The organism is Paraburkholderia sp. C35 (assembly GCF_003121405.1).
Classification (GTDB): Bacteria; Pseudomonadota; Gammaproteobacteria; order Burkholderiales; family Burkholderiaceae; genus Paraburkholderia.
This window is the reverse complement of sequence record NZ_QBUY01000005.1, coordinates 205,436-219,375: the sequence shown is the minus strand read 5'-3', so window position 1 is coordinate 219,375 and position 13,940 is coordinate 205,436. Positions and strand designations below refer to the sequence as shown.

At 57.5% G+C, this 13,940-nt stretch carries 14 protein-coding genes; 9 read left to right on the top strand and 5 right to left on the bottom strand.

Going from position 1 to position 13,940, the window contains the following annotated elements; genetic code table 11:
- Positions 1-183, top strand: a 183-nt coding sequence (locus DK391_RS44800; protein ID WP_204117292.1) for a hypothetical protein, incomplete at its 5' end; no start/stop codon positions are given.
- A gap of 37 nt (positions 184-220) precedes the next feature.
- On the opposite strand, the gene DK391_RS05535 is transcribed toward DK391_RS44800, so the two are convergent.
- The 5 genes from DK391_RS05535 to DK391_RS45675 form a co-directional block, all read right to left on the bottom strand.
- Complete coding sequence (locus tag DK391_RS05535) at positions 221-760, bottom strand: YbaK/EbsC family protein (RefSeq protein ID WP_109476972.1); 540 nt, start codon at positions 758-760, stop codon at positions 221-223.
- A 12-nt stretch (positions 761-772) separates the two neighbouring features.
- A complete protein-coding gene (locus DK391_RS05530) occupies positions 773-1,993 on the bottom strand; it encodes a GGDEF domain-containing protein (protein WP_109476971.1) in 1,221 nt (406 codons plus the stop codon).
- A gap of 676 nt (positions 1,994-2,669) precedes the next feature.
- A complete protein-coding gene (locus tag DK391_RS05525; protein ID WP_109476970.1) occupies positions 2,670-3,011 on the bottom strand; it encodes a transcriptional regulator in 342 nt (113 codons plus the stop codon).
- 48 nt (positions 3,012-3,059) lie between these two features.
- Positions 3,060-4,022 (bottom strand): SOS response-associated peptidase family protein, encoded by a 963-nt coding sequence (locus DK391_RS05520; protein ID WP_109476969.1) that lies wholly within the window; start codon positions 4,020-4,022, stop codon positions 3,060-3,062.
- Positions 4,023-4,054: 32 nt separating this feature from the next.
- Entirely contained in the window at positions 4,055-4,513 is a 459-nt protein-coding gene (locus DK391_RS45675) for a hypothetical protein (RefSeq protein WP_343225267.1), read from the bottom strand.
- 432 nt (positions 4,514-4,945) lie between these two features.
- Here DK391_RS45675 and DK391_RS05510 point away from each other — a divergent pair, with 432 nt between their 5' ends.
- The 8 genes from DK391_RS05510 to DK391_RS05475 all read left to right on the top strand — a co-directional run bounded on the left by DK391_RS05510 (position 4,946) and on the right by DK391_RS05475 (position 13,842).
- Positions 4,946-5,353: a DUF2384 domain-containing protein gene (locus DK391_RS05510; protein ID WP_109476968.1), complete on the top strand. Its 408-nt coding sequence runs from the start codon at positions 4,946-4,948 to the stop codon at positions 5,351-5,353.
- Complete coding sequence (locus DK391_RS05505; RefSeq protein ID WP_109476967.1) at positions 5,350-5,871, top strand: RES family NAD+ phosphorylase; 522 nt, start codon at positions 5,350-5,352, stop codon at positions 5,869-5,871. Before DK391_RS05510 ends, DK391_RS05505 begins: the two co-directional genes overlap by 4 nt.
- A 2,689-nt stretch (positions 5,872-8,560) precedes the next feature.
- Positions 8,561-8,710, top strand: a complete 150-nt coding sequence (locus DK391_RS44140; protein WP_162600689.1) for a hypothetical protein — start codon at positions 8,561-8,563, stop codon at positions 8,708-8,710.
- 1 nt (position 8,711) lies between these two features.
- Positions 8,712-9,608, top strand: a complete 897-nt coding sequence (locus DK391_RS05495) for a site-specific integrase (RefSeq protein WP_109476965.1) — start codon at positions 8,712-8,714, stop codon at positions 9,606-9,608.
- Positions 9,609-9,614: 6 nt separating this feature from the next.
- On the top strand, positions 9,615-10,478 hold the full coding sequence (locus tag DK391_RS05490) for a hypothetical protein (RefSeq protein WP_162600688.1): 864 nt from the start codon (positions 9,615-9,617) through the stop codon (positions 10,476-10,478).
- A 943-nt stretch (positions 10,479-11,421) separates the two neighbouring features.
- Positions 11,422-12,126: a hypothetical protein gene (locus tag DK391_RS05485; protein ID WP_109476963.1), complete on the top strand. Its 705-nt coding sequence runs from the start codon at positions 11,422-11,424 to the stop codon at positions 12,124-12,126.
- Between the two features lie 287 nt (positions 12,127-12,413).
- On the top strand, positions 12,414-13,469 hold the full coding sequence (locus DK391_RS05480) for a hypothetical protein (protein WP_109476962.1): 1,056 nt from the start codon (positions 12,414-12,416) through the stop codon (positions 13,467-13,469).
- 16 nt (positions 13,470-13,485) lie between these two features.
- Positions 13,486-13,842 carry a hypothetical protein gene (locus DK391_RS05475; protein WP_109476961.1) on the top strand — a complete coding sequence of 119 codons (357 nt, stop codon included), beginning with the start codon at positions 13,486-13,488 and terminating at the stop codon, positions 13,840-13,842.
- Positions 13,843-13,940 lie beyond the last annotated feature (98 nt).

Genomic DNA, 13,940 nt, shown 5'->3' with positions numbered 1-13,940 from the left:
CTTCGCGCAAATCCCACCACCAACGCCGAGTCCGTGACGACGCGTCACTCAAACCACCTCAGTCCCGGCCTGCAAAGAGAGTTTTTCAACAGTATCGGCCGGACCCGGTCAGCCGTGAAAGGCTGGTCTCGATGGATTCGGCAAATCACCACCAATCTTCATCGGCTGCGCACGATCGACTAGCCATATCATCATGATCTGTGCGGCACGGCTATCAACATCAGATGTTGGGCTTCGCCACTGCGACCACACTGACGTTCGAAAGAGTCAACAATACCGAAGGCGCAAGCAGAAGCTTCGCCTCGCGTATGCCAGCGCCCATGACAATGGTTTGACGTTCCAGCACGGCTGTGTCTACCAGGATTGGCCAGTCCACAGGCACCCCAAATGCGGTAATGCCACCGTATTCCATTCCCGACGCATCAACCGCTTCATCGCGCGACGCGAAAGAAATGCGACTTGCCGCCAGTGTTCTTCTGGCGGCGCCATTGACGTCGATCCGTTTGCCTGCGAGTGCGACGACAGCTGCCAGATGCTCGGCGCCGTCCTTCCTGAACCGCAAAATGATTGTGTTCGCATTGTCTTCCACGGGAATGCCGAAACGCGCCCTGCATGCGTCGGTATCCGATGCATCGTCGGGCACGTTGAACACCATCACGTCTTGTCCATCGAGCGAGTGAGCAACCCTGTTGGGCAACCGGACAAAGCGTTCAGCTTCAGGGAGCAGATCCAGTCTGGAAAGGTAATCGGGTGTCAACATGCGCTAAATCCCTCAGGCAGTCATCTTGTCCCGGCCACCCACCTTTGACTGATACAGCGCGCGATCGGCTCGTTGAAGCGCATCACGCAGATGCGATTCATCCTGCCTTACCTGAGCAAGACCTACGCTGATCGTCCATTTCGGCATACCGGACGAGTGCAAACGGCACGCGTCGTGAATCTGTTGCGCGCACGCCTGCGCGTATGACGCTCGCGATGCCGGCAGCACGGCGACGAATTCATCGCCCCCCAGGCGTCCGAACTCACCACCTAACGACGCCACCTCGCCACCGGCAAGATCCGCAAGTGCCCTCAGCACTTCGTCGCCCACAGCATGACCGTGGCTATCGTTGATCTGCTTGAAATGATCGAGATCGATCGCGAGCACCGTTGCGCCAGGCTCGACGAGCGAGCGCGCATGCGACTCAAAGCCCGCGCGATTCCAGACGCCCGTCAACGGATCGCGCTGCGCAGCGGCGCGCAATCTCTGGTGCGCGCGTTCAGCTGGCATGGCCAGCAGCCCGAGATTGAGCACGGCGAGCAGCAACTGGTCCGACAGCATCGGAATGAGCGCGAGCAGATTGTGACCCGGAACCGTCCACAGGTACCCGCTGAGCGCGATTGCATAGCCGGGGAGATAACACAGCATGGCGAAGCCAGCGAGGCGTCGGCCGCGGCTGCGATATCGCGGGACCATGCGTGAGCCAGAGCGACGCTCTTCTCCAGGCTCCCGGGTGAGGCAAGCAAGGCCGGCAATCGTCGCCGATACAGCGATGCTCAACGTGTCGCAGACCTGCGTGACAACTTCGATGTGCGGATTTACACCGGCGATCCAGAACGGCAGAACGTGCGTGCCGACGCATGCCGCGACAGGCAGCACCATCCACCAGCGAAACGGTGGCACCCCGTCAAAGGCCCGGATTCCGGACACGATGAGCATGTTGGTGACTGCGAGCGCGCCGAGCAGCGCACTCTTCAGGTACGGATGGCCCGGCGCAAATTCAAAGCCAATCAGCACCGCCGCGTAAAGCAACGCACTCGCTGACCAGTGAAAGCAGTAGCGCTCTTCCTTGCGCCCCAGACCAACGAGTGCGAATACAAGTCCAAACGCCGTGCTGGAGAGGACACTGCACAGACGAAGCGTTTCGGTATCAGGCGTGTGGAACATGGGGAGAAAATCAGAAAACTTGACCGACTGGCCGACATGCGGCTCGATATAGCCGGTTAACGGCATTTTATCCGCACTCTTTCACTGGCCTTTTCCGCGTAGCCCGACGATGCTGATTCATCACCGCGTCCCCGAGGCCGCATGAGCGTCTGGGATACCGCCTTACCTGGACTTCGCTGGTGCGTCACCTATGCTTAACGCATGCCCCTCTGTCGAACTGGAAAATGGCATGGGAAGCTGTACTGCATGTAGCGGATTAGCAGGGATGCCCTCGACCGTTCTGCCGCACGCGGGTCTGCAACGCGCCGGTACCGGCGTTTTCGGTACGCCAAGAAACCTTATCCGGCGCTACATCCAGTATCGGTGCACTGTTTGCGGCTGCTGGATGCATCAGAATACACTCGCCGGAGTGCCTCCGGGCGCATGGTCGATTTGCGGTTCGAATGTGCCAGCCGTTGAACTGAATCAACGTAGTAGCAGCACGTCGGCCGACGGCCAATCCGTCGCGACAAGCACAAGGTCAGAACCAGCCCACTGATAATCTAGCTTTTCAGACAAACGAAAAACCGAACCGCGCTATTGCGATAAGTTTTCTTATCAAACTATTTTTTTGGTTTCGATGTTACTTGCTCTACGTATTCCAATCTTTAAGTATGTCTTCTTGCTCGCGCCATTCGTGGTTTCTTCACAACTCTGTCTCTTCTAAATGGCCCGAACCGTTCCAACTCTATCTCTTTAGCGTTCAATCGTTCTTCATCAGGAAGTCTACATGGACAACGTCATAAGGAAACTCAATGGCACCGTCAGCGTTGCGCTCAAGGACACCGACATCGAGTAATGCATGAACATCGCGATGCACGCACTTTACGTCTCGCGTCACACGGCGCGCGATTTCGCGGATTGATAAAGGCCCCGCACCCATGATGGAGCGGATAAGGCTCCAACGCAGCGGTGTCATTGTCTGAAACAGCAGCTCGTGCGATGCGAACGAAATATGCGCGCCCTGCGCATTGCCTTTGAAGGCTTCGATGAACCGATCGGATATTTCCTCACGCGAACTTACGCCAAATGTAACCGTCCTCATCTTTCCTCCCCGTGCTTGACGCATCGTCCGCACGCTTACCGGTGCGTATTACGCAGCAAGCTGATGCTCGAAATACGGGTGCACCTTGTCGTCAAGAATTGCGTACTGGGCCGCCAGGTCTCCCGGATCCGGGTTGAGCCACGCCGCGACGTTCTCCGGCTTGATTGAAACAATACAGCGGTCATGTCCCGCCGCTGCAACCTCTGCCGGAGGCTCGTCGGTGATAGCCGCAAACGAATAGAGGTCTGGTTCGCCCGGCGCCGGCCACTTCGACCACAGGCAAGCTACGAGCATCCTGCTCCCATCGCGCGGTGAGAACTGAAGGACGACGTTCGCGTCATCTTCCCCCTCCGCCAGAACGCGACCCTCCATTTTCGATCGAGGGACGTTTTCATAGAACGAGTCAACGATCACCAGACCGTGCGAGTATCCGAAAAGCGGCGCCCAGAATTTCGCCAGGCTGTCCAGCCTGGCATTGTAGGGCCCCGGAAATCTGAAATCGTACTTGGCCGGCTTGCCCGCTATCCTGCATTGGTATCGCATTGGCCGCACCACGAGTTGCCCGGCTTCCTGAATCAGGACCGGCGCATAGTGCCCGGGAAAAATACGCGCATCACGCGGCTTGCTGTCCGTGCGCCTGATGTCATCAATGCGGCGAAGCGCGCTTTCGATCTTGTCGCCCGCGATGCGTTTGCTCTCACTCGCGGCTTTCGTTGTCTTCGTCTGCAATGTCCGCTCGGCTGCCACAAAGCGCGCGCGCTGCGCAAACAGCTCCTCCTCGAGTGCCTTCATTTGATCACCGTTGTAATGGTCAATGAGGTCTTTGATTTCACGCTCTTCGTCAGACTGCGGGTTCGCGAATGCCTCGTCTATCGCCTTCGGAATCTTTACCTTCATGCGACCTTCGGCACGCTCCCAATACAGGCGCGCAAACTCCCGGATATCAATGGTCGCACCAAACATTCGGACGAATTTCTTGTAGTCCGCTTCAATCTGGGCTGAGTAACACACATGACCTCCGTCAGTGCTCGAGGAATCTGGCCTTATTGGTCGAGTGCCTCCATGGCCGCTCCCTGCGTCGCCTGCGACTCTTCAAAAGGCGCAGGCGCGGCTATGCGCGCACTCTGACGTCGTGGTAATAGCAGCACGGGCGTTGGTTGCAGCGACACGGAAACAGGCTCAGCCATGGTCGGCCCTCGCCGCTTGACGACATCCACAATAAGTCCATCCGCTGTTGGTCGTAAAGCGAGACGTAGAACCGTTGGCCAAGCATCTTGAGACGTGGCGAACGGTCGGACCATGATGAACAGTGACTCCGCCGACTGGGCGGCCAGGTGCAGTCGGCATAGCGACGAGTCTTTAACATGCTGCGCCCAGAAGACGACACTGCTGCACGTGCCAGCACGGAGAATCTGTTCCACTGACAACAGCGCATCCGCAGTCGTTGCCGCTTTGATCAGCATCAGCCAGTCAAGCGGCAGGCCAATGTAGGCGAGGCCCAAACCGTCCGGCTGATGCGGAGGATTGACCAGGGCAATGGCTCCTCTATCTCTCGCGCTCACAATGCCCGTCGGAGCAAACGCAGCTCGCCCACGCCCGCCTGCTGCACGAGGAGGTCCACCAGCGCTGCGAGCGGCCACCCTCCTCTGGGCAGTTCTTTCGATAATTCCGGATAGCCCGTTTCCAATACGCGCCCGCGGCCCCGGGCGAGCTGCGAAGCGCGCCAGATGAACGGATGTATGTCTTCCGGGGACGTAGTCGATGCAGTCATCAGCAACAAAAACTGTATATATACAGTATCGATAGTACCTCGCCGTTTGTCGAGGTGAAATCTCAACGACCTTTGGGACTGGATGATCGCCCGGTCTTCACCAAACTGGCCGCCACGCGTTGTTGTGCTATTATTGTGCGTCAAATGTGCGTGGAGTCTTTCGATGAATACGGAATCCGTGACTGCCCGCCCCAACGCGGGCCTAGGCTTTGACCAGTTCATGGCATCGCTTCGGGACCCGGACAGCCTGGCACCGATTGTCTCGGCCCGACGCTTCGGCGAGGCGTTGCATATTGACCTGCAAACCCTCGCCCAGCAGGCGCATGTGCATCGCAACACGCTCAGCAGGCAGCCGGCCTCGGAGAGCGTCCAACGCTTCCTGCGGGAAGCGCTGAGGGTGATCCGCGCCGCAACGGACATCTCCGGCGACGTCAATCAGGCGTTGTTCTGGTACAGGAATGAGCCACTGCCCGTCTTCGACTACAAGACAGCCGAACAGCTGGTGTCGGATGGTCGGACTGACGACCTGCTTCGCTATATTTCGTCCCTCGAGGCGGGCGCAGCCGGATGATCCTCACAGCGCTATCGAAGGTAACGGCGTACCGGATGCATGTGCCCAAATGGGCGGTTGCGCCGACGAGTGGCGCTGGCGCGGGTAAGCACGGCGGACGGGCCAACCGTGTAGGACTCAACGCCCTCTACCTTGCTCTTGATGTGAACACGGCGGTGCGGGAATATCAGCAGATCTCCCCGTTGATGCCCCCGGGCACGCTTGTAAGCTATCAACTGACCGTCGATCCGGTTGTTGACTTCACGACCGGGTACCGCGCCGAAAAGTGGCTCCCCATCTGGGAGGACTTCTATTGCGACTGGCGTGGTTGCTGGTTCAACCAGCGCATTGAGCCACCAAGCTGGACTATCGGTGACGAGGTGATCGCGGCCGGTGCGAAAGGCATTCTGTTCAGATCAAACCTGTCGCCGGACGGCGTCAACCTTGTCGTCTACGTCGATGAGCTGGAGGCAGCAGACCGTCTTGATGTATACGATCCGCAACGCGCGCTTCCGCAGAACCAGTCGTCCTGGACATAACCGCTGGGCGGTGGACGGTCGGCGTCGCAATCTGCGGTAAGACTCTGGATCGCCCACCGGGACGCTCCTGGCACGCATATCCTTCCGATGTTTTCGATAGGAGTGGTGAAGCCGCATTGACTCCCGGTCGCGGCTGCGCCCCCCGTCGAGACACCCATTCAAGCCGGTCCACGTGTGCGCAGCGCGAGACGTTTCCGGCGAGCGCTGGATAGACAGTTCTTACGTCGCCGCCGGGTGGACAATCCAGGCCGGCGTGGCGAGTATCGGATAGGGATGTGGCTTCAATACATACGTCGAGCACCGGGTGATGCAAACGCCACCAAATGATTTCATTGTCGCTCGCCCCTTGTGTCCAGCGATGAGTCGAACTCGAGAACTCGCCGCTGCTGTGTTAAATGCGATGACGCAAGACAGACCGACGCCGTGGGCGAGAATCAAATATCCGCAACGCATGCCACAGGTCCTTACTAGTCGCCATTCAATCGTAAAAGGATCAAATACTCGCCGATCAGCACACCCGGCAGGTCAGGTGCATTGGTCAAGACACGAAGGTGTTCGTCAAGGATTATCATCCGGCGGCAGCGCGCATCGTGTCTATGACGAGACGTCTCGAGCGCGTGGGGCGATGGAACTTGGATCGGGATACATCCTGTCACGGCGCGAAAGTCAAGAACACCATTTACTCCCGAATGACAGCGACATACCGCGTGCGGCTCGGCGAGCTTGGTCCGCGCCGCGCACTCACGGGTATCGACATCAACGTAGCAGCGCGCCGCGAGCGGTTAGAAGTGGGACGGTTCCTCATCACAAGATCGAGCCGCTCGCGACAGATTTCGCGGTTTGCATGGCCCCCTGCATGAGCCGTAGGCTCGCCGATATCATATAGCGAGCGCAAACGTCCGCGCATATCGGTCACGACTCGCTATCGGGCGATATAGGCATGACCGCCTTTCTAGAAATGTGGCGACGGCGAAACTCAGGAGCCAACCTGACGGCATCGGCAGTTAGTGGATTTTCTCGACTCAGGGAGCGCAAACGCCCTCGGGATAGCCACTTTCGAATCACGATCGCTTGCGGTTCGAACGAGCCCAAGAGGTCTGCAGGCGCATCCAACCACCCCCCGCAGCAAACACTCTTCGTCCGCGACTGATACCCACTCGTAGTCTCGATCCCCGGCCGCGTCGGCGGCGATCACTGGCAGACAACGGCGGTCGCTCGTCAAGCACGCGCACACGTGCGATCAGAGCGCCCGACATCGTCGCGATCGCGAATGCCAAAGATGAATGCATAGCCGTCGTTGGCGTGCAAATTCCTGCTATGTCAGACTGTTAACTGAACCTGCTCAGCCTTGTCTGGTATGGGTTTCCGGGGGAAATATCCGATTCACAAGGGCTTTTATGGTGAAAAAGTCCGGCTCCTCAGTCTGTTGGCAGGGCGACGCCCCAGCAGGTGATTCGACGACGTCAGGACCATACGACTCACAATGTCCGCCCGCCATCCAATACACACAGCTGTCTTCGAGACCCTTTCGCTAGCTGCGCCGTTGAAACTTAATAGCCCGGACACCCGGCGGACGGCTGAGGATTTGCAATACCCTATACCCTGACGAGAAGATACCTACCTAAGTCGCACATATGAATGACTGCCGCGGCGAGTCCGTCAGTCGACCAGCCGAGGTACGGAAGAAATCACACATATGTCGTCGTTAAGTCGCTTCGGGAGCATTCCGGGACATTCATTGGTCTCTGACATACGAGTGCTGGGGGCACCGCATTGCGTCGAGGAAGCCATCTGGTTCAAATCAGAGATCAGCTGAGACTTCTCGCAGCTGGACGGAAGTCAATTGCCGCGCCACAGCGACCGATCGATTTGAATAACTGGGAGGATCAAGTTTTGCGCTTCGATCAGCCATTGGCGGCCGTTGACATTCAGGCTGATCGGCCGACATCCTGCACGCCGGCTTTGCGATTCGAATCCTACGGGGCGCTCAGGTCGGCGGTGTCCCCTGCACTTCGATTGCGTCCCCTTGCACGAGTGATTTGACTGCCGTTATACTTGAGTCAGATTCAAACGCCTTACTCAGGCATTATCACCACGCTTTAATCCGGCCTACCAGCGCAAGCTCTTAGAAGCCGCAGAAAATACCCGTCACTTCGCCAGAAGTGACCAGGGATAGCACGCGCGACAAAAGCAATCGGCTCGCGCGCGCCAGAAACATCCATCCGTAACCAGGCTTCCGGGTCGATACCCGAGCCAGAAATCATCCATAACGCTCACGGACTGCCTGGACTATTTGTCCAGACGGAACTCGGAACGTCTTCTTGCCGTGCTCACCGCGCACCGGCCCGCAAATCGTCAACTCAAAACCTTCGACTGCCAAGGCCCAGCCGCGCCTTGTCCGCAAGATTTATCTCCAAGCGGCTAGGAGCGGGTGCGCCCACTCCGAAAGGCGATCATCGCCTTGGTCTTTCCGCTTTACTGCTTCATCGCACTGCTAGCGGCGTCTCCGGAGTGGGACGTGTCGCTGACTCATATTTTCAACCCACCGGACGGTTCGAAAACGATGTCAATGCAAGAATTGATAGCTGCGCTACGCGGGCAATATGGCGAATGTCCACCCGCAAAAGAACGACAACGCAGGCGGCCGGCCCCGCTTGACGAGTTTCTTCCCCTGATGCGGAGCTACACCATGGCCCGCGTCTACGCCGAGGACGCGCGGCCCTTTACGCTTGAGAGGCTGGCGGACGAAATCGAGGTCGCAGCCGGCCGCCGGTTCTGTCAGTCTGCCATCAGGAAGGCGCTGATCGAACACGCGCTGTATCAGTTGTGGAGCCGATAGCATGAACATTACCCAGCGCGCCTGCGAGACGATCGCCAGCATCACGGCACATGGCGCATCCAAGCAGGATCTCCAAGAGAAAAAACTCGACAAGCTCGCGGTCCGGTCTGTCGGGACCGAGCGTACGTATCGCCAAGCCTTCAAAGGCTATCTGCGATGGCTGATTGACAATCGAATCTCTCTGGACGATGCAGGCTTTCGGCCCATGATGCTTGAATACCTTGAGGAGTTCGCAGAAGGCCACGCGCAAAAGTCCGTCAATCAGGCCAAAAACATGCTCGAAAAGGTCTATTCGGTCCGACTCCCCTGGTTTGAAAGCTGCATTCCGGCTGTGGTCCAAAGAAGAGCCTATGACTTTGACCAAGTCGAGCGGTTGATTGCGTTTCAGACACCTCAAAACCAGCTATCGACACTCTTGTGCTACGACGCCGGACTCCGGTCGCATGAATGCATCACGTTGCGCGAGAGAGCGTTGGGCAAGCCGTCTCCGCGGCGGAACTGGACAGACGCGCGTTTCTGCGGGCGCACGGACGTTGAAGTGTTCCTCGTCACGGGGAAGGGAGGACTTACGCGCGAAGTCGCAATCTCAACGCCGCTTGCCCGTGAACTCAGGAAATACGCACGGCCACATCCAACGGTAATCCGCGACCGCGAGATCGAGCACCTCAGCTATTTTGAGATTGGGGGCGGGCAGGCACTCTCCACAAGTTTCAGCAGGGCGAGTCAAATTGCCCTTGGCTGGACCCGGGGAGTACATGGCCTGCGTCATAGTTTCGCGCACAACCGCATGCGCACCCTCATTCCGCTCGTGGGTGCAAAACTGGCGCTTGAGATACTAAGCCAGGAGTTGGGGCATTTCCGACCCGAAATCTGCCTGGCTTATCTTGTGGGACGCTAGACCGACATGGAAAAGAACACACTTCCTCCCGGCCTTCGAGCGCGACGAACGCTCGCAGGCAATGTCTACTACTACCTGAAAACGGACCTGCAAAAGGAAGTTCCCTTGGGGCAGGACCGAGGCAAGGCATTCGCTCGGTGGCGCGCGCACACCCTTGAGCGGTACGTCGCGGCTCAACAGATTGCGTCGCCCGTCGCATTGCTCCGGTGCTTTCTTATTTGCGAGATTCCTCTCCGGGAGCCGCACGCGCGTCCCGCGCTGCGGCGACAGGTGGCAGCACTCGAGGCGTACTTTTCCCTGTGCGGATGCAACACGCTCACGGGACTGCCGGAGCCCGGTCTGTATCTTGCACATCGGGGACCAAACTACCTGATACGGGCAGGCGCAGAAATCAGGCTTTTCATTCACATCTGGACGTGGGCAAAGCGCCATGTCACCAATCTGCCGGCATGCCCGTGGACATCCACTATTGTCGGACGTCTATCGCAAGATGCTCGCATGACTGATCTCGCCGATGCGCTTAGACTCCATGGCCGATCTGCCTTTTTGGCGGGGCAGAAGGTGCCTGCAAGTCAGTCCCAGCAGGAAATGGCCGACAGTCACGCGAAGTACCTCGATGACGGGACTCTCACCTCCTTCGCACGACGTGTGGCGGACCAACTCGCACGGGATGGACGGCCCGACCTCGCGCGCGCACTCTCACGATTAGATATCGTTGCGATACGCACCATACTGGAGGCCGGAGAGGGAGAACATTCCCGCTCGCCTGGGAACCTGATCCTCGGCACGAGCCGCCGAAAACGGTTGCAGGAGCTACGACAGGAGCTACGAGAACGATCCGCGACGCAAGCCATCGGCAACAAGCGATAGACAGCGCCATATGTCCAAGGAGTATGTCGTACGTAGCATCCTTAAGTGTGTCGGGACGCGACGACGCTGCAGCTGTGCCTGGCCCATTCAGATATGGCGGCGTACGACATCTCAAAAAAAGCTTGCATCTTTCACTCCATTCGTCGTACGATCGACTCCGCGAGTGGCCGCCTCTGCGGCATTAACACAGCGATCATATGAACGAAATGCTCGAACGCTCACCGATGGCTCAGTTGTCATAAGTTGCAAATGGGCCATCAGTGAGCGTTAAAGCTAAGTCTCCCGCGGCGCAATTGCGCCGGATCTGTCAAGCGGATCTGCGGGACAGGAATATCGCAATTTATCAAAAGTTGCGGTTTCCCATGAATTGTACTGTATCAATCATCTCCGAAATCTCGTCTTGCCTGCCCTCAGTCCGTTTCGGGCTTGCGGGGCACGCGCAGTCCTAAACTATCAAAACTGAACCATCGTCAGGGCACCCTTTGCGGAGTCGTGACGAGATTGCGCGCGAAGGCCTAGCTGCGCTCGTCTGCAATTCGACAACGGCATTCTTTCAAAGCCGGTTCAGAGTCGTCCTTCTTCCAGCTTTTGGACGATTCCTGCATCTGAAACCTGCAAGCAAGGGTCCTCGCCAAGACCAGCCCTTTCCTTCTCGATCAATCATCAATCTACGCGCACCGTCACTAACCGGTGCAATCAAATCGTGCCCGTTCGACTGGTCGATGGCGTGAGAGCACGTCCACCAGGCTGATCTTCGCCCGGCACTTTTCATCCCGAAATGAGGAATACGACCGCCTCTCGATCGTGTCGCTAACTTCGCTTTCCGTTCGCTTTCTACTTCTTTCTCATCCTTCAAAGGAGGATCTATGCCGATCTGACCAAAAACCAAAAATGCGAACCAGCTTTGTCGTTCATCCACTTCATACCTCAATAAGGACTACTGATGTCACAATTCGCCCGTACCAATACCGACCGGATTTTGTCGTACAACCCGTTCCGCCCGGACATCCGTCTGATGGCGGAGATGCTCGGCATCCCATTGCGCACGACGCCAGAACACCTGGCGGATTCGATTGCGCTCTCCCAGATGCTGTACGAGGTTGAGAAGGACGCCACCAAATCGCAGCATATCGAGCTCTGGGACACAGATGAGCGGAAGCTGCGCGAAACGCACGCTTTCCACGAGCGCGTTTCCGATTTGCTCTCGCAACGTGCCTACTATCTTGATTGCCCGTGGGGCGAACTACAGCTCCTTGACGCTAGCTTCCGTGAATGCGGTCACGTGCATTCGCAGGTGGCGTTGGTGTGTTATCCAGACGCGATCATTGATGATCCGAAGATCGCTGATGACTTGTGTGTCGCAGATGAGTACATGCATAACTACGCGCTGGATGTAATGCTCGTGGAAGAGCTCGGCCCGCTGGTTTACAAATACAGCGGACCTTGCGACATCGACGTCGACGAGGGCGACGAATACCACGAAGGCATGATCATTCGCATCTGCAGTGAGCCGGGAAAGCCCTTTCCTAGCGCGGAGGTTGCAGCGGGTATCGCCCGCATGTTTGAGCGCGAGAATTTTCACGCATGTTTCCAGCAGGTCGTGGAGCAAGTACAGGCAATTCATGACGAGCTCCGGGGAGGCGTATAGATTTGTCTGCATGAGCTTGAGCATCTCCGGTCATCAGTCGACGGGAGGTGCTCACTGGACAACGTACCAGATTGTTTCTCTGCTCCGTTGACGGTCTATGACGCGCACCCGCTGTTCCTGCCTTTTTCACGAAACCAGATGGGTTCATATGTCTGCCCATCTGTTTTCTTTGTAGTTCGCAGTTGAATGATTATGCAGCCCGATCTGGCTTAGCTATTTATCTCTGCTGCCACGTCGAAGCCGTCTTTAACTTCTTGTCCGATTGCAGGACTCAACCGGAGGATGCTATGCACCCGTACCCCCTTCATCGCGAGCCGCGTCTTAAAAAAGCTGTTGTTGGAATTGACCTGGGCTTTGGCAACGTAAAGGGATTCATGGAGGATCCCGACGGTCAGGTGACGACCACGTTCTTCCCTTCCTGCATTGAGCCCCTCGATGCTTCGTCACAACTAGCAGAGTTTGCCGCAGGGTCAGCCGACAAGGATGGCGAGGTGCATCCCGTTGTAAATGGTAAAGAGTTTCGTGTGCTTACTCGGAGCACGTCCCTGTCCACAGTCGCGCGGCCAACCCCACTTGACGACTTCCAGCAGAGTGACGAATACACAGCACTTCTTGCTGCCGCTCTCCACTCCCTGAAAGCGTACGAGATTGAGGTCCTCGTCGTCGGCACCCCAATCTACAGCTTTTCGCAACACGCCCCCGAACTTCGCCGCAAGTTTGAAGGCGTAAAAAATCACGGGCTCGGCACAGTAAAAATCCAAAAGGTGGTTGTGTTGCCGCAACCGTTCGGATCATTGCTCACCGCCCAGAACACCGGACAGCTTCCGCAGGACCCGACGCTTGCGTCCGTCATTTTCGACGTTGGCTTCCGGTCCACTGACTCGCTGTGTTCGGTAGGACTGCGTTGCGATCCAAAGCGCAGCATCGGCGTACCTATCGGGATGCACGCAGTGCTCACTCGGATGGCCGATGTGCTGGAGAAAGAGCTTGGCCAGCGTATCTCCAAACTCGAGCGCATTGAGTTTGCGCTGCGCAATAACATGACACTGCGGGTACGCGACAAGGATGTCGATATAGCTTCCCTCTGTCTCCCTCAGGTGCAACCGATGATTGACGATGCGATCAAGACTATCAAAGGCAAGCTCGGGACGGACGAGGATATCCACATCATTGCAACTGGCGGTGGAGCGAAATATTTCCTGCCTGCACTGCAACGCGCGTTTCCAGGGACGCCAATTGTCAGCGTGGTCGATCCTTTGCATTCGAACGCCAAGGGATTTCTCACCGCAGCGAAGACCACGGCCGAGCAGTTCGCACAAGCACCGCTTCCGAAACAGTTCTGATGACAGGAGCAGTGCGATGACACGGAACGAAGGGAATTCACGACGCAAGCCCGTGGCGGCCGAAGACTCTATTAAAACGACCATTACAATTTCGCGGTTCAGCACCCCTCGACTTCACGCGGCCGCTCGTGAAGCGGGCCGGGGAAAGGATCAAACGCCAGCCATGGTCAAGCAGCTTGCTGAAGAAGCCCTCATGCTGCGCGAAATGTTCGCTCGGGGACACGCGCGTCTTCGGGAGGACGCGTTCCCTGGATTCCCAGTTGTATCTTCGAGTTCCTCTTCTGCGACTGAGCCGTACGAAGGCGATCGTGCGAACCTGCTCGATCGCGACAGCGTATTGGACGCGTTGTCTCAGTTTTCAGATAACGCGTGAGAGACCTATGCGTTCCTGCAGCAGCCCAGCGCACGAGAAGACCGACATCACGTGGAGGGGTTATCCGTGCCCCCGACAGCGAGGCGTTGTTCGTTTCC